A 15,598-nucleotide genomic window follows, 5' to 3' on the forward strand; every position below is an offset into this window, starting at 1 on the left:
TCGCCGCCGGATATCGGTGGAATGTCGATGTCGCGCTCGCAGTGTGTGCCGGCCGGATAGCAGCCGCCCCCACCCGGGACCTCGTCCGGAATGATTTCCTCCGGAGGCGTCCAGGGTTCTTGCTCGGGTGGGGTCCATGGTTCTTGCTCGGGTGGGGTCCATGGTTCCTGTTCCGGTGGGGTCCAGGGTTCTTGCTCGGGTGGGGTCCATGGTTCCTGTTCCGGTGGGGTCCACGGTTCCTGCTGGGGTGGCGTCCAGGGAGCGACACCGTCTGGAGCCGGCGAACAGTCCGGGGGCACACAGAGCGGCGGTTGATCGTCGGCAGCGGGGTACGGTGTCGGGTCGAGACTCTCTCCCAACCCTGGGAGAGGAAGCTGGGGCATCGTCGGCCACGGCGCGACGGGTTGTTGCCGCACAACATCGGTGGCCACCGACTGTGGCGCCGCGACCGCAAGCGGGGGCCCTGAGAGGAACCCGAAAAACCCGAGAGCGCCGACGACCACAAGGGTGGACATCACCATGACCGCCCGCCGCCAGCGGGTAGGTCGGGGCATCTGCCCCACCCCCTCGGGTGCGCGTTCGGTACTTTCAGTCTGCGCCGGTGCTGCGCGCTGGGGCAATACCCGACGCGCACCGAGTTCCTGGCGGACGTGGTGGGTGTGGTGATGGGTTCGAGGCATGGCATCTTCTCGGGTCGAAGTGGTCGACTTTCAGTGTGATGTGCTGGCCGCGGGCGAATCATCACCCGCCGGGTGGAGCCTTCTCACCCCTCGTCGGATGCGGCACGCCGGTGCCAGAGGGGAACCGCACCGTCGACCATGGTGCCGCGCCGACCTGCGGAATTAGACTGGCAACAGGGCGAAGCGTCCGACCGAAGGTCGTGTGCCCGAAAATTGTGCGGAGGACGGCGATGAACGCACTGAGCGAACCGACTCTCTGCTATCTCGATGGCGGATACGGCACCCGCGAATTCGTGTTGTCCGTGGACTTACCACGGATCACCGTGGGCCGCTCGGAGAAGGCCGATATCGCGTTGCCATCAGATCCGAACGTGTCGCGGCTGCACGCCACTATCGAATGGATCGGATCCTATTGGACGGTGACCGATGACGGACTTTCCCGCAACGGCACCTTCGTCAACGGCGATCGCCTCAGTGGGCGCCGACGACTCCACGCCGGTGACGTCATCCGAATCGGTTCCTCGTCACTGACTTTCCGCACCTTCATTGCGGCCAGCGGGGAGATGACCGGCACCGCCGACGCCCTGCCCACCCGAGCCGCTCTGACTCCGGCGCAATTCGCGGTCCTGGTGGAGTTGTGCCGGCCGTACAAGAACGACGCAGCCTATGCCCATCCCGCCTCGAATCAGGAGATCGCCGATCACCTCTTCTTGACGGTCGACACGATCAAATGTCATCTCCGCGTGCTCTTCTCGAAGTTCGGTCTCGAGGATTTGCCGAATAATCAGAAGCGCATGCAACTCGTCGCCCGCGCCCGGCACAGCGGCATCATCACCGCCAGCGATCTGTGAATCCGGGACAAATCTCTCAGCCGTGGTCTCGACCCGATCCTTCCCGGGCCGCCGCGAAGTCGGTGCACCGGGTGCTTTCCGCAGCCCGAACGAGATGCCTGCCGTTATGGCAGTGATTCGACCGGCCGACCAACCATCCTGCTGTGGTGCCGATCCAAGCTCCATCGATCATCCGATGAGTCGCGCGACGTTGCCGCCGCAGGGAGAGCTTTGAAAACCGTGGGGGAAAGTGTAATCCGAATCTAATTGAAGACTCTTCAGTCATCGGAAAGACCAGACACTCATTGCTTAACAGGATTTTTGGCGCGGCTTATCGTTCCTCCGGCCAGGCGCGCACTCTGTTTCACCATAGGGCACAGACCTTGCGGATCAGGTGAAGCCGGCGCCCACCCTCGGCTCCACAGCTGTTCAGTCATGTGCTGGAAGCAGGCGAAGAGGAGGGGATCGTCCTGCCGGACCAGCACCGATCCGCTGTTCGCCGCCCGCACCATGGAACTCTTCCGCGGGGGCAAGTACTAGCATGCCGCGCAATCGTGCAGCGGCCCCCAACGCATCGGCATCCTCGGCGAGGACTCCGAATCGACGATCTCGGTCACCGATCGGCCGACCAACCCGCCCTCGTCGTGGCCGAGCAGGCGCTCGAGCGCGGGATCCGCGTGCACCACGCCACAGTCCTAGTCCGCCGCGAGTGTAGGCACCAGAAACCGCCGCCGCAGAACTGCGACGGGCAGCCTATCGAGAGAGCCCAGCCCTGTCCCGGGTCCCCCGCCGACGACCCAGATCGTTTCCGGCCGCTGTGATCGCCGGTGCCTGCTGGCGTGCGATCGGCGCAACGGTCGACGACCGCCACGTCGACGACCGCTACATCGGTGCCCATTTGCATGGTGCGCGGCGCTACTGCCAGGACGGTGGATTCGGCGTGAGCTGGCTTGGTGGCGCCACCGAGGGCGTACACAAGGTGTTGCCGACGGCGCCGACCACCATCCCGTGCTGTGACGCACCGACAGTGGGCAAATCGCGACCAGGTCTATTGAGGTCGTCACCCGGCCATTCCGGATGGAAACGCTACCCCTCCGGTTCCCATGCAGGCACCGTTCACCGGGCCCGCAGCCCAGGCGCCAAACAGTGGATTGACGATTTTGCCGTGATGGGTGTTCACGCCCGGGTCGGACACCATCCCGACGGTGAGGCGCTGAAATACCGTGCAGGTCCAGCCTTCCATCGGCAGACCATCAGTCCGGAGGACCGTCCCGACGACCGCCGGTCGCCCATCCGGCTCCAGCGTCGGAGCGGCGGCTGCTACACCTGATCCGAGGACGATCACGGGCCCCACCGCGACAGAAGCGATGGCCACTCTGATGATGTTCTTGTTCATGGTCTTTCCTTTATCTGTAGGCGGCATCTGCTTCCGCTGATTCCGGGATCCGTGGAGAATCTCCGTGTGGTACGGACAATCGTCATCCCTGCGACGTGCTGAAACATCAGCTCTCGGGTGGGAAGCCGTCACACCTGAACATCGGTGTTGATTGAGTCCCGGCGAGTGGTTTCGCGGGTGTGTTCGCTCGAATATCGACGCGATGTTGATCGCCATGCCGTGAGCGGAAGGGGTCCCATTGAGGTATCCAATGCGGGCGGTGCACATCCGGCTGCAGCGATTGAGGACATCGGCGTGTCCTGGTGAGGCCGCCTTCCCGGACGGCTCGCCAGGGAACAGGTCGTGATCGTGTGCGCCGTCCCGCACGTCGATGGCCGGCCGCTGCCGCCTGCGCGAATGACCTCACCCCAGAGTGTCTCGGTCCGGCTGTCTTCGCCCGCCGCCCTCGGGCCCTATTTGGCGGGCACACTCCTGCCCGGCGCCGTGCCTGATTTCGCCGACGCCGGCGACGAGAGCCTCGAGCTGACCGCTCTCGGTCATGGCGTCGCAAGGGGCGCCGGGCACGCCACGGGCTGCTCGGGTTCCTCGATCGGTCGGCCCGAGAGGTCGATCACGGTCGGAAACTCATCCGGTGTGACGAGTTTCCACCCTGGCGAGGATAGTGTCCGCGGGTGCCAGGGATCAGGATGGTGTACGGAGCGGGAATGCCAACCTTCCGACCGGATGCCCGCGAACACGTCACCACAACAAATTCCACCGCCGCGCTCGGTGCTGAGCCTGGCCGATCAGAAAATTGGTAAGTGAGCACAATGAACAACAGAACTTTGCGTGGGGCGGCCGTTGCCTCGGCCGTCATCGCGCCGGTCATCGCCTTCGGGGCCGGCATCGCCTCGGCCGCTCCAACCGCCACCGTCAGCGGCGGAGCAACGATCGCGTACGCCACCGGTGCGAGTCAGCCCGAACCCATTCCTGGAACAGCGGGTCAGCGATGCTCAGGTAATCGGGTCGGAGTCGACGTGACCACCGGCGAGGATATCGTCTGCGTCTACTCCCGCGACTACTACCCGGACGGTGTCTGGGTCACCGCCGACATTGTCGGTGTCCACAACATTGGGGAACCATGCGACCCCACGACCGACCAGGCTTCCCAAACGCCGGACGGCATCTCGATCCTGTGTGTCCAGGGCCAGGGGTGGACGCCCGGACCCTAGACCGAACGGGTGCAGGAGGTTCCCGGGTTCAGTCGGAGGATGGAGCTCTCCCGGCCCCCGATGTGGGTCCGGAGGACGGTTGTCGGCCGCCGCCGGGCCCGAGTCGTTGGATCGGCTGGTGCCAACCGGGATGTTCTCGCACCACACCGCCGGCGGGGGTGTACGGGCTGGGGATCTGGATGCCGATGTCGTTGAGCTGACCGCGACCGCCGAATCCGGCTGTCGCTGCCCGAGGTGATCGTGCAGCGGGGTTCGCGGTCGCGGGCAGACTGGCATGTCGTCGATGGGCTGCCGGTGCCGACCCCGGACCACACCATCGGTGATCTCGACGCCGCCGGCGCCGATGCCGGTCACCTGGGACCCTGTGGACCGGATCATCCGAGGTCTGGTCACGGTGGAGGAGGTGGTGGTCGTGCTGTCGCCGCGCGCGTTCGATGACGGTCACCGTGTGCTGGACGGGCACGGTTCGTCGTGGCGCTGATCGCGCAGAGGGGGCGCCGACCACGCTGGCCGTCGCGGATATCGCCTGCAACGGCACTCCCGACCTCACAACACCGCTACCACCACGGCAACGCCGTCGGATGTCGAGCAGCTGAGCTCGCACTGGTGAAGGCGCTGACCAAGTGACAGTAGGCGCGCAATGCGGTGGTGCGGTCGTTCGCCGCCGCCCTCGGGGCCGGTACCATCGGCAAGCCCGCATCCGCCGGAGAATGACGCCCGCGTAGACGGTCGTCGGTGAGTCCGGCAGTGCGGCCCGCACGCGGTGCGGAAGAGCATCACCGACCGCCTCGACCGGGTACGCCAGAGAGCACGGGCAGAACGTGGCCTGGGTGTGCTCACCTGGGGTGGCCCCGGCGGGTTCTCTTCGACAGTCAGGTTCACTGTCGCCGAGTGCGCGCCAATCGAGTGGGGCGACTGGTTGGATATGCGGGTGATCCCGGCGGGCCTCGGATAAACCCGCTGGACGCGTCGAGGCGGACCACAACCCTCAACACCCGACTCTCCAACCGGAGCCGGAATCAGGATGGAACGGCAGGAAGTCCGGCACGGTTCACACCGCGCCGCCCCCGTGTGGATGGTCGGCGACCCGATCGGTCGCTGGCGCGCCGATTCGGGCCGCCCATCCGGCCGCAGGGGAGTGTGATGAAAATTCCTTCGTTGTCCCTCCGGCATTCCTAGTCGCACATAGTGTTTGGTCTATGTGCTGATGCCGGATCAGATTGGTCCCCACACCTGCGGAATCAATCCGCCGCTGACCCCATTGAGGAATCCGGTGAAAATCCACGTATACATGATGACCTCCTCTCTCGCATTGTGTCCAATAACGCTCCGCCTGAGGGTTATTCGATTTCCTGAACAAGTACAATTCTCGTTCTCGAGGCAGGTGGAGAACATCGCCTGCGGGGCTGAAATGTCCTACCCTCGAGCGTCAGACAAAATAGAGCGGTGTCAGCTTGTGGCGTCGGAGTCGAGGATCGGCGGTGGGCGGGCCGCCGGGGCGCCTGTGCGGGAGCGCCCGGGTGACCGTGCGCCGCGGTCCGCATCCGGTCTCGCCGGTCCGGCCCCGACCGTCACCGTAGGAACCGATCCGCATGGACAGGTCGAATTGGAGACCGCGACCGGCAACCTCACCTACGCGTCCCCACTCTCCCTGTCGGGCGACACGATCTCCTCGACCGAGGTCTCCGAGATCCTCTCCCCGTCCGGGAATGTGAATCGGGCCCTGGCCAACGCCAAGCGGAAAGCTCATCAACTCCTCGGCCTGAAGGTCGGCAACCAGTACCGGTATCCGCTGTTCCAGTTCGACCGCGAGCGCAAACAAATCCGCCCCGTCGCTGAGCACGCGAACCGGCTCATGGAATGCGACCTCGACCCGTGGGGAACCCTGGACTGGTGGTTCACCGAGAACCCACTGATCGGTGACCAGCGGCCGGTGGACCGCCTGACCGCGCACATGCTGACGGAGGCCGAGGTGGAGCTGATGGTGGCGGCCGAGCAGATGGGCATGGACTGACCCCGGTGACTGAGCGCTACAACGGCCGGCCCCCGCAGACCCGGGTGATCCCGGCGGGCACCGCACTGCACCGGATCTCGGGACCGGATCCCCTACCCGCCGAACGCGTTCAACAGCAGCGGCATTCGCGCACTCGGTGACCCGCTGTGAGGGCGGTTCGAGCCGATCGACGACTCCCACGGCGGCTACCTATAGTGGCACTGTCACACGCCGCTGCCGTCGCGGAAGGCATCCTCCGCGACATCCCCATCCCACGGTCCGGGATCGTGCGCCGCAAGCGGTTCGCCGGCAAGACACACCTGGATGGTCCTCGGCCGCGACATCACGGTCACCTCGCTGCTGGACGGCGATCTCCGATCACTGAACCTGTCGGGGACCCTGGTGGGCTGTGACCGCGGCGCCTACGCCTGGTCCCGCACCACCTGCCATCAGATCCTGGGCGCCGATCCGCACACCGACGGGGTGATCTACCGCTGCCGTAACAACCCCGCCGAACTTGCCCTGATGCTGCTCGACCGCGGAGCCCTCGACTCGGCCGCACTCACCATCGCCGAATCCCACGACGTGCTGACCGACCCGGGTACCTGCGACGAGGTGGTCAAGGTCCTCGACGAGGTCCACCACCTGAAATACGTGGGTGCGGGCAGCGCCCGACTTCCGTAGCCCCGTCCTCGAGAACGGTCAGGGACGGTTGGATGCGCATCCCGCGCCATGAGGCAGTGTCGTAACTGGTGTTGGGATCGGCGGTCTATTGCGAGAATGGGGTCGCCGGTGTGGCCCTTTCGCTTTCCTCCCGGCCGTGGTTGCGGGCTCGACACTTTCCCGCCGCTGTTCGTTTTTGAGCTGCGTTTCGTGTCATGGCAGTCTCGTGGTCTTCGGTGCATGTGCGAAGGTCCCGCTGGGCTGACCGCTGGTCGTTGTAATTGGATGCAGTGCAGGAATATTCGCATTCGTCATTCTCGCGGCGGAAGGAGTTCCTGGCCTTCTTGGCCGCAGTGGTCCTGCTGGAGTCGGCACCGTCGACAGATGGTGCTCTGTATGTTTGTGCTGGACGACAAGGGTGATGGCACGGGTCCTCGGGAATCAGGGCGGCCCGCGTGTGATTACTTGCCGTTTCGATCTGCTGGCGGTGAGAGGGCCGAAATGCCGCTACTGTGTGCGATCGACGATTGCCCGGCGAATAGGGAGAAAAGTATGGCGGTATCACCGAGGGGTTCTGCAGGTTCGGCGCAAAAGACGACGAAAGAGATTCGTGAGTGGGCGATCGGGGAGGGAATGGAGGTGTCTTCCCGCGGCCGGATTTCGGCCGAGATCGGGCAAGCATTCGATGCCGCTCAAGCGAAGGAGGCACAGGTTGTCGACCGTCACGTAATTCCCCAGGGGTGTCCGTCACGTAATTCCCCATGCTCGGGCGTGCTGAGTCGAGGGTAACCCGAGCGGGCGGGGTGCGGGTCAGGTTGCGGCGGTGGGGCGGTGTCCGGGTCGTTTGCGGGGTCGGTAGGACGGTCCGTCCATCAGGGTTTGATGGCTGGTGTTGATGAGCCGGTCGAGGAGCGACTCGGCGACGACCGGGTTCGGGAACAGCGGGTACCAGTCCTTCGGGGCGCGGTTGCTCGTCAGGATCAGGGGTTTGCCGGCGATGGCGCGATCGGAGACCAGATCGTAGAGGTCGTCGGACTGGGTGGTGGTGTGCTCACGCATCGCAAAATCATCGATAATCAACACCAGCGGCCGGGTGTATTCGCGCATCCGCTGACCGATGGTGCGGTCGGCATGGCCGCCGGCGAGATCGGCGAGCATGCGGGAGCACTTGACGAACCGCACGTCCCCGCCGCGGCGGGCGACGTGATGCCCAAGCGCTTGTGCCACATGGGTTTTGCCTACTCCAACGGGACCGTAGAGGATCACCGACTCGCCGGCATCGAGCCAGCGCAGGGCGGCCAGCTCCCGCAGCATCGCCGCCGGAAGTTTCGGATTCGCGGTGAAATCGAAGTCCTCGAACGTGGCCGGTTGCTCGAACCGCGCTCGTCGCAGCCGACGGGCCAGCGCCGCGGTTTCCCGGCGGGCGATCTCATCCTCACACAGCACTTGCAGGAACTCGAGGTGTCCGAGCTGCCCGTCCCGGGTCTGAGCGAGCCGGGCGTCGAGCGTGTCGAGCATCCCGGTCAACTTCAACGTCTTCAGCGCAGCCCGCAGGCTGGGGTCGTGAATGGTCATGACGATTCCTAGTGGTCTGATGAAAGTAATTGGTGTGCAGCATGCGTCGGTGCAGCGTTCAACAATTCAGGCGGTGCGTTCGGTGTCGAAGGCGTCGGGTCCGCGCAGGAACGCCGGCGCCGGCGTGGGGGCCGGTGCGGGCTGTCCGTCGTGTTCGGTGCCGGCGGCGAGGATGCCCTTGACGGTGCGGTAGCTGGGGTCACCGACCTCGAGGGCGCGGGCGCAGGCCGCGTCCAGGCGGGCGTCGTCGTAGCGGTCCCGCAGCCGGACGATGCCCTGGATCGCCCGCAGCCGGTGCAGCGCGTTGACCTGCGACAACTCGGCGACCACGGCGACCGCGGCCGGGCCGATCTGCTCGGCCTGCGCCCGACACCAGACCACGGTCTGCAGCGTGTAGGCGATCTTGTGCGGCGGGTAGTGCTCGGGGTTCGTCGACCGCCCCGACAGGTGCAGCACATGCGTGGCGGCCACCTGCTCGGTGTGGAAGATCTGCACCACGTCGCCGCAGGTGCGGACCAGCACCTGCTGGCCGATCAGCCGCCAGGGCACCGAATACAGGGCCTTGCCGGCCTTGACGTGACAGTCCGGGGCGACCTTCCCGACCTGATAGAGGACCAGCTCGAACGGTTTCGGAGGAAGTGCTGTGAGAGTGCGCCTTTCGATGGCGTCGAACACCGCCGCGGGTTGCGCACCGTCGAGACCACGGTGATTGTGGAGCCCGTAGACGTCGGTGCACCAGGCCAGGGCGGCGTCCTGCATCTGCGCCAGTGAGGTGAACTCGCGGCCCTTGAAGTACGAGTCGCGGATATAGGGCATCGGGCGCTCGATCCTGGGTTTATCCTTTGGTTTTCCGGCGCGGGCGGGGTCGATCAACACCCGGTAGTAGGCGGCGAGTTCGGCATAGGCGCGGTTGATCTTCGGGTCGTACAGGTCAGGCCGGTCGACCCCGGTTTTGAGGTTGTCGCACACGATCCGGGCCGGCGTGCCGCCGTAGAACTCGAACGCCGCCACGTGCGAGGCGCACCACGAACTCTGGTCCATCCGCAGCACCGGCTGCACGAACAGCATCCGTGAGCAGGACAGGATAATCGCGAACGCCCACACCGCCACCCGCCGGTCGGTGGCCGGGTTGCGCCACATGCCGAGCTTGCCGTAGTCGACCTGGGCCTCCTATGGGGAGCCCGAGAATATGCGGCGTCCGCCCGGTCGCGTCGACGCGGGCCTGGTCGGCGGGGATCTGACATTGGTTTGAGTCCGCATATTCAGAGGCTTTCGAGGAAGGCGAGGAGCGCATCGGGTGGGCGGTAGCGCCCTGTTGGCGTGCCTGGCGGGGCGGTCCGGGCGAGCGCCTTCTCTTTGAGGTCGAGGTCGGCGTGCATATAGACGCTGTAGGTGGTGCGGATGTCTTCGTGTCCGAGCCAGAGGGCGATAGTGGCGGCATCGACGCCGTGCCGTCGGAGGGTCATGGCGCAGCTGTGCCGCAGGGTGTGGGGGCTGACTGTCTTTCCTGTCAGCGATGGGCAGGAGGACGCTGCAGCGGCCGCGACGTGACGGTCGACGAGGCGCCGGATTGCGTCGCGGCTGAGCGGTCTGCCGGAGGGGCCTGGGAACAATGGATCGTCGGGCGCCCCGGCTCGCTCGATTAGCCAGGCTTGCAGTAGCAGTCGGGTCTGCCGGCGCAGTGGCGTGATCCGCTCCTTGCGGCCTTTGCCGAGGCAGCGCACGTGTGCGCCTGCGCCGAGATGGACAGCGTCGCAGGTCAGAGCGGTGAGTTCGCTGACCCGCAGCCCGGTTTCGAGGGCGAGCAGCAACAGTGCGTGATCACGTCGCCCGATCCTCGTCGAGCGGTCCGGCGCCGCGAGTAGCGCTTGCATCTCGTCGCCGGTGAGGTAGGTGATCAGGGCCCGGTTGGTGCGTTTGGGCGGGATCGCAAGCACGCGTTGGATCACGGCGGCGGATTCGGGGTGGCGGTAGGCGGCGAAACGGAACAGCGACCGAACGGCGGTGAGTCTGGCATTGCGGGTGCGGACGCTGGCGCCGCGTTCGGTCTGCAGGTGGCTCAGGAACGCGCCGATCAGCGGTGCGTCGAGATCGTCGATGTCCAACTGGTGCGGCGCTTTGCCGGTTCGGCGCTGCGCGAACCGCAGCAGGAGGCAGATCGCGTCGCGATAGGAGGCCACGGTATGCGGGCTGGCATCGCGCTGACCGATCAAGTGTTCGGTGAAGAACGCCTGCAGCAGTGGGGCGAGCGTGCTCATGGCTGCCCCTCGATCGCGTCGAGCCGGTCGGCGATGAGTTCGAGCAACTCGGGGACCGCCGTCATGTACCAGTAGGTGGACTTCGGCGCGACGTGGCCCAGGTAGGTGGACAGCAGCGGCAGCCGTTGCTCGACGTCCAGGCCTTGCCGGTACCAGCGGATCAGGGTGTTCACGGCGAAGCTGTGTCGCAGGTCGTGCAACCGGGGAGGTCGATGATGGCCAGAACCGGCCAGCCCTGACTCGCGCACCAGGCGCGGGAACACGGTGCTGACGTTGTCGCGCAGCAGCCTTGTTCCTGTTGTGGAGGTGAAAAAGCTTGCGCTGCTTGGTGGGTGGTGATGCTGTCGTCCGTCGTGGCGGTATCGTCGTGCGTCGCGGCGGTGGGCGTAGCCGGCGAGCGCCTCGACGGTGCTCGGGTGCACCGGGATTTGGCGGGACTTGCCGTACTTGCTGTTGCGGATGGTCAGCAGCCCCTGCTGGAGGTCCACATCGTCGCGATCGAGGCGGACCGCCTCACCCTCTCTGATGCCGGTGACGGCGACGAGCCCGATCAGGGTCTGATAGGTGTCCGCGCGATGCACGGTAGGCAGGCGACCTGCCGCCGTGAGGAGCTCGGCGATGTCGTCTTCGGTGTAGATGTAGGGCACGACCCGGTGACTGGGCGCGGGGATCAGACCAGCAGGGGGAATCTCGGTGGCCGGATCAAACGCGCTGAGGTAGCGGGCGAAGGCTCGGACGGTGCTCAGCCTGACTGCCCACCACGTGCGCCTCGCACTCGATGGTTGCTTGGCCCAGTCCACAGCATGGTTGATCGTCAGGTGCTCGGCGCCGACGGTGTCCAGGTAGGCCACGAACTGTGCGAGCATCTGGCCTTGGTAGGCGAGTTTGTAGCCCATGGCGCGGCGGGTGGCCAGGTAGTCCGCCGCCGCGCTGCGATAGTCGGTCATCGGGCACCACCCGGCCAGGGCGTGGCGAGGTCGCGCAGAGCCAGATGATCAACCTTGGCGTAGATCGCCGTGGTCGCGATGGTGCTGTGGCGCAACACTTCCGCCACCTCGGGAAGCGAGGCGCCCGCCTGCAGCAGCTGCGTCCCGGCCGTGTGGCGAAGGCGGTGAGAACCGAAGCTGCCCAGCCCGGCACGTTCGCTCGCGGCCCGCGCTACCTCGCTCACCCCGTCCGGGGTCAGCCCACGGAGCGGGGCGCACGCGCGGAGGAACACTTCACGCTCGGGCCGGCGCGGGCGCCCCCGGCGCAGGTATGCGGCGATGGCCGCTCCCACGTCCGGCGGCAGCGGCAGGCGTTCCTCGGTGCGGCCCTTGCCGCGCACGACGATCTCGCCGGTCCGCCAGTCGATGTCGTCCAGGCGAAGCCCGGACACCTCGGCGGCGCGTAGCCCGAGCCGCACGAGCAGCAGCAAGATCGCGTAGTCGCGCCCCCGAGCGGGCGCCGCCGGTCGCAGCTGGACAGCAACGCCGCGACCTGCGTCGAGGTCAGGCCGCGGGGCAGCGTGGCGCCGCTCCACCGCGCCACCGACGGGACCGCGCCCACCAGCGACACGCTGATCAACCCCTCGACCAGGGCGAAGCCAAGGAACGACCGCAGCCCGGTAGCGAGGCGTTCGGCTCCTCGGGTGCTGACCTGCCGGCACTGCGAGGTCATGAATTCGCTCACGTCGGCAGCACTCAGCTCGTGCAGTTCGCGGACCGGGTGGGCTGCCAGGAACAGCGTCACGACCGGCACGTAGTTGGCTGCCGTGTCCGGCACCAGACCGCGCTCCACCGTGAGGTAGTCCCGGTAACGCTCGATCAACACCTGCTGCTCAGACCGCACCGGCAGAGCAGCCGGCGCGGCAGCCACGCCGATGTCGCTCAGGTAGTCAACGAGCCAGGACAACGATCTCGCCGTCGGCCGCCGCGAGCGGTTCTTCGCTCGACGCGCGGCAGCGAATTGTTCGATCAACTCCTGACTCAGGTCGCTCGCGGTCAGGCCGCGCCGGTGCAGGAACTTGCTCAACCCGCCGGCCAGCTGCAGATGCCGCTCAACCACCCGGGGCGTGTAACCCAGCCTCGTCAACCACTCCGCCATCCCCGGCGCCCACGGCGCCAGCGGACCTGTCATAGCCATCGTTAACTCCTCTCGAAACTTCCTGAGAGGCGAAGCCTGCCCGCCGCAGCGCGCCGTGACTATGCGGATTCGATCCGCTCAATGCCGACGCCTGACCAGGCCCGCGTCGACGCGACCGGGCGGACGCCGCATATTCTCGGACTCCTCATAGGAGGCCTTATGCGGAACTCCGCATAAGGCCTCGTCGCCAGGCGGGACCGCGCCACGGGCCACCGTCACCTTCGACTCCGCCACCTTCTCGGCGAATTGTGCTGCCACATACCGTCGTACGGTCGATTCCGACACCGCGACGCCGTGGTCGTCGCGCAGGCGTTGCGCAATCGTCGCTACCGTCACCGACGCGGTCAGCTGCCCGTCGATCCAGTCGTGGTGCGCGGCGATCGCCGGCCATGTCACCGCCCGCGCCGCCGGGTCGCCGACCTCCGGGAACCATCCGGTGATCAGCTCCCACCAGAGCGGCTCGTCGAACGTCCCTCCCTCGCCCGGTGTCAACCCGGCCGCCACGGCGGGAGCCAGATATTTCCGGATGGTTTTTCGGTCGATATCCAGGGCCTCCGCGATCTGCACCTGGGACCGGCCGGCATGCCAATGCCGGAACAACTCCATCAGATCGATCATCGTCCACGTTCTCCTCGCCACCGTCAGGCCCCTTCCCGGGCCCCGTTGTCGGTGACCCAGTCAGGAGCGAACCTGCAGCAGCACCCGAACCCCCGGCCGACACGCCCCAGGGGTGGGGAATTACGTGACGGCGGGGTGGGGAATTACGTGACGGAAACCCCTCAATCTGGGGAATTACATGACCGCTGACACAGGTCAAACCGGCGCCGCCAAAGAAGACGGCTGCGAAGAAGATCGTTGCGGAGACGGCGGTTGCGAAGAAGCGGCCCGTGAAGAAGGTAATCGGGGAAAAGGCTCCAGCGAAGAGTGCGTCGGCGCGCAAGGCTTCAGCGCAGAAAACGACCAAGGAGATTCGTGAGTGGGCGATCGGGGAGGGTTCGGAGGTGTCTTCCCGCGGGAGGATTCCGGCCGGGATCGAGCGAGCCTTCCATGACGCTCAGGCGAAGAAGACTCAGGTCAAAGCGGCGCCGGTAAGGAAGACGGCAGCGAAGAACACAGCTGCCAAGAAGACCGCCGCGGCGGCTCCGGTCAAGGCGACAGCGGCGAGCAAAGCTCCGGCGGGGAAAAAGATGGGCGCGGCGAAGGCGGCTGCCGAGAAGCCGACCGGGAAGTCGGCCGTGAAGAAGCAGGTCGCGGCGAAGGTGCCGGTGAAAAAGGCAGTGGAGAGTAAAGCCCCGGCGAAGTCGACGAACAAGGAGATTCGTGCCTGGGCGATCGCGGACGGCCGCGAGGTGTCCTCCCGCGGAAGGATTCCGGCCGAGATCGAGCAAGCCTTCCACGAGGCTCAGGCGAAGAAGGCGCAGGTCAAACCGACGCCGGTAAGGAAGACGGCCGCAAAGAAGATAGCTGCCAAGAAGGCGGCTGCGGCGGGTCCGGTCAAGAGGGCAGCCGCGAGCAAGGCCACGGCGAAGAAGACAGTCGCCACGACGACGGCCGCAACAAAGAAGGCCGGGAAGAAAACAGTCGCGACAAAGGCAACTTCGGAGAAAACGGCCGTGAAGAAGACGGTCGCGGCGAAGGCTCCGGCGAAGAGGGAAGCGGCAAGTAAGGCTCCGGCGAAGAAGTCGTCGAGGGAGATTCGTGAGTGGGCGATCGGGGCGGGACATGAGGTGTCGTCCCGCGGCCGGATCTCGGTGGAAATCGTGCGAGCCTTCCATGATGCTCAGGCCGTGACATCGGTCGCGTGAGTTGCGGCAATGTCCTGATGCGCAGCGTGGCCATTGTGCCGCGAAGGCTATGAGCCTGTGGGGATCATGATCCTCGGCGGTGGGCGGTTGTCCGCCGTCGCAGCGGTGCCTGGGATGGGCGCGTGGTATCTCGGTGAACCTGATTTGACGATTTCCGCCCGGAGTGGATCGGGAGGGTCGCATATGCGTTGGGGAACCGCCGGTGGCCATGGTTGCCGGTATCTGAGCACCTTTCGGTGACACGATGGGCGGGTGGGGAGACAGAGCGGGATCTTCGGGGTTGTGGGTTTGGTCGTCGGGCTGGTGGCGGTGACGGTATTCGCCGCGTTTACATCGCGGCCGTATACGGTGGCGACGTCGTTCCAGCCGGCGCTGACTGATCCAGGGATTGTTGCGGTGATCGTGCTCGTCGGCGCCGCGGTGGCCGGTGCCGGTTGCGGGATGGTCCTGTGGCTGTCCGGGTGGCGGATGATGCAGGACGCGGCGAGCGCGGACGACCGCCGCCGTCGGCGCACCTTCCTGCTCGGCCGGACCGTCGCCGCCGCCCTCGGCGGTATCACCCTGGGGTTGTCGCCGATGCTGGTATTGCTGTATGCCGTGTTCACGGCCACCGTGGGCATCGCCGTGGAATGGGCTTCGGTGCTGGGCCTCTACGCCGGCAGCGCGGTGCTGGCGTACGGGTGCGCATTGCTGGGTGTGTGGTGGGTGTTGGCTGCGGCGGGTGATGACCGGCGCGCGGGAACTGTGCGGATGCTGGCGGTGTTGCTTCCGGTGGGTGCGTTGGCGGCGACGGCCGCGGGTGTGGGCGCCGCTGGGATGTTCGGGTATTCCACCGTCCCTGCGACGTTCGTGTGCGTCGTCACGGTGGTGGCCGCCGTGCTGACGGCCACCGTGGCGTTGGCTCGGGTGCTGACCCGGGTCCCGGCTCCGGCCGCAGGTACCGGCACCGGGTGATAGCGCCTGACTCATCGGCTTCCTCGACCGCCCGCCGAGGTCGTCTCCGCGCCGGCAGACGAAGGCGAGCACCCATGTCGGGCCGGGGCGTGCCTCGTTCGCCTTTAGG

12 protein-coding genes and 5 pseudogenes are annotated in these 15,598 nt (G+C 66.3%); 8 read left to right on the plus strand and 9 right to left on the minus strand.

The genetic code is table 11. The features are described from left to right. Positions 1–910 precede the first annotated feature (910 nt). Positions 911–1,531 (plus strand): FHA domain-containing protein, encoded by a 621-nt coding sequence (locus tag QM806_RS35425; RefSeq protein WP_283294447.1) that lies wholly within the window; start codon positions 911–913, stop codon positions 1,529–1,531. A gap of 515 nt (positions 1,532–2,046) precedes the next feature. Here QM806_RS35425 and QM806_RS35430 read toward each other — a convergent pair. After that, on the minus strand, positions 2,047–2,196 hold the full coding sequence (locus QM806_RS35430; protein WP_283294448.1) for a hypothetical protein: 150 nt from the start codon (positions 2,194–2,196) through the stop codon (positions 2,047–2,049). Between the two features lie 374 nt (positions 2,197–2,570). Next, positions 2,571–2,906 carry a hypothetical protein gene (locus QM806_RS35435; RefSeq protein WP_283294450.1) on the minus strand — a complete coding sequence of 112 codons (336 nt, stop codon included), beginning with the start codon at positions 2,904–2,906 and terminating at the stop codon, positions 2,571–2,573. Positions 2,907–3,715: 809 nt separating this feature from the next. Between QM806_RS35435 and QM806_RS35440 the strand changes: the two genes are divergently transcribed. From QM806_RS35440 to QM806_RS41930, 5 genes and pseudogenes are all read left to right on the plus strand, one after another. After that, complete coding sequence (locus QM806_RS35440) at positions 3,716–4,117, plus strand: hypothetical protein (RefSeq protein ID WP_283294452.1); 402 nt, start codon at positions 3,716–3,718, stop codon at positions 4,115–4,117. A 319-nt stretch (positions 4,118–4,436) separates the two neighbouring features. Then, the gene (locus QM806_RS35445; RefSeq protein WP_283294453.1) at positions 4,437–4,598 is read left to right on the plus strand and encodes a hypothetical protein; all 162 of its coding nucleotides are present in this window, start codon (positions 4,437–4,439) and stop codon (positions 4,596–4,598) included. Positions 4,599–5,573: 975 nt separating this feature from the next. Then, on the plus strand, positions 5,574–6,131 hold the full coding sequence (locus QM806_RS35450; RefSeq protein WP_283294454.1) for a hypothetical protein: 558 nt from the start codon (positions 5,574–5,576) through the stop codon (positions 6,129–6,131). 303 nt (positions 6,132–6,434) lie between these two features. Then, on the plus strand, positions 6,435–6,794 hold the full coding sequence (locus QM806_RS35455) for a hypothetical protein (RefSeq protein ID WP_283294455.1): 360 nt from the start codon (positions 6,435–6,437) through the stop codon (positions 6,792–6,794). Positions 6,795–7,325: 531 nt separating this feature from the next. Further along, positions 7,326–7,484 (plus strand): annotated as a pseudogene (locus QM806_RS41930) (Lsr2 family DNA-binding protein); the annotation flags it as partial. Positions 7,485–7,583: 99 nt separating this feature from the next. Here QM806_RS41930 and istB read toward each other — a convergent pair. The 7 genes and pseudogenes from istB to QM806_RS35490 all read right to left on the minus strand — a co-directional run. After that, complete coding sequence (gene istB, locus QM806_RS35465) at positions 7,584–8,348, minus strand: IS21-like element helper ATPase IstB (RefSeq protein ID WP_283294456.1); 765 nt, start codon at positions 8,346–8,348, stop codon at positions 7,584–7,586. 66 nt (positions 8,349–8,414) lie between these two features. Further along, positions 8,415–9,518: pseudogene (locus QM806_RS35470) on the minus strand (IS21/IS408/IS1162 family transposase); the annotation flags it as partial. Positions 9,519–9,610: 92 nt separating this feature from the next. Beyond that, positions 9,611–10,606 carry a tyrosine-type recombinase/integrase gene (locus QM806_RS35475; protein WP_283294457.1) on the minus strand — a complete coding sequence of 332 codons (996 nt, stop codon included), beginning with the start codon at positions 10,604–10,606 and terminating at the stop codon, positions 9,611–9,613. Then, entirely contained in the window at positions 10,603–11,553 is a 951-nt protein-coding gene (locus QM806_RS35480) for a tyrosine-type recombinase/integrase (protein ID WP_283294458.1), read from the minus strand. Before QM806_RS35480 ends, QM806_RS35475 begins: the two co-directional genes overlap by 4 nt. Further along, the gene (locus QM806_RS35485) at positions 11,550–12,128 is read right to left on the minus strand and encodes a tyrosine-type recombinase/integrase (RefSeq protein WP_283294459.1); all 579 of its coding nucleotides are present in this window, start codon (positions 12,126–12,128) and stop codon (positions 11,550–11,552) included. The genes QM806_RS35480 and QM806_RS35485 overlap by 4 nt, the downstream gene beginning before the upstream one ends. Positions 12,129–12,184: 56 nt before the next feature. Beyond that, positions 12,185–12,730, minus strand: a pseudogene (locus tag QM806_RS41935) (site-specific integrase); the annotation flags it as partial. A gap of 177 nt (positions 12,731–12,907) precedes the next feature. Further along, positions 12,908–13,348: pseudogene (locus QM806_RS35490) on the minus strand (IS21 family transposase); the annotation flags it as partial. 203 nt (positions 13,349–13,551) lie between these two features. Here QM806_RS35490 and QM806_RS35495 point away from each other — a divergent pair. Together QM806_RS35495 and QM806_RS35500 are read left to right on the plus strand one after the other, a co-directional pair. Next, positions 13,552–14,535, plus strand: a pseudogene (locus QM806_RS35495) (Lsr2 family DNA-binding protein); the annotation flags it as partial. Between the two features lie 252 nt (positions 14,536–14,787). Then, positions 14,788–15,489 (plus strand): hypothetical protein, encoded by a 702-nt coding sequence (locus QM806_RS35500; protein ID WP_283294460.1) that lies wholly within the window; start codon positions 14,788–14,790, stop codon positions 15,487–15,489. Positions 15,490–15,598: the final 109 nt, after the last annotated feature.

Origin of the sequence: Rhodococcus sp. IEGM 1351, assembly GCF_030056875.1 — a bacterium.
In the GTDB taxonomy this organism is placed as follows: Bacteria; Actinomycetota; Actinomycetes; order Mycobacteriales; family Mycobacteriaceae; genus Rhodococcus_F; species Rhodococcus_F opacus.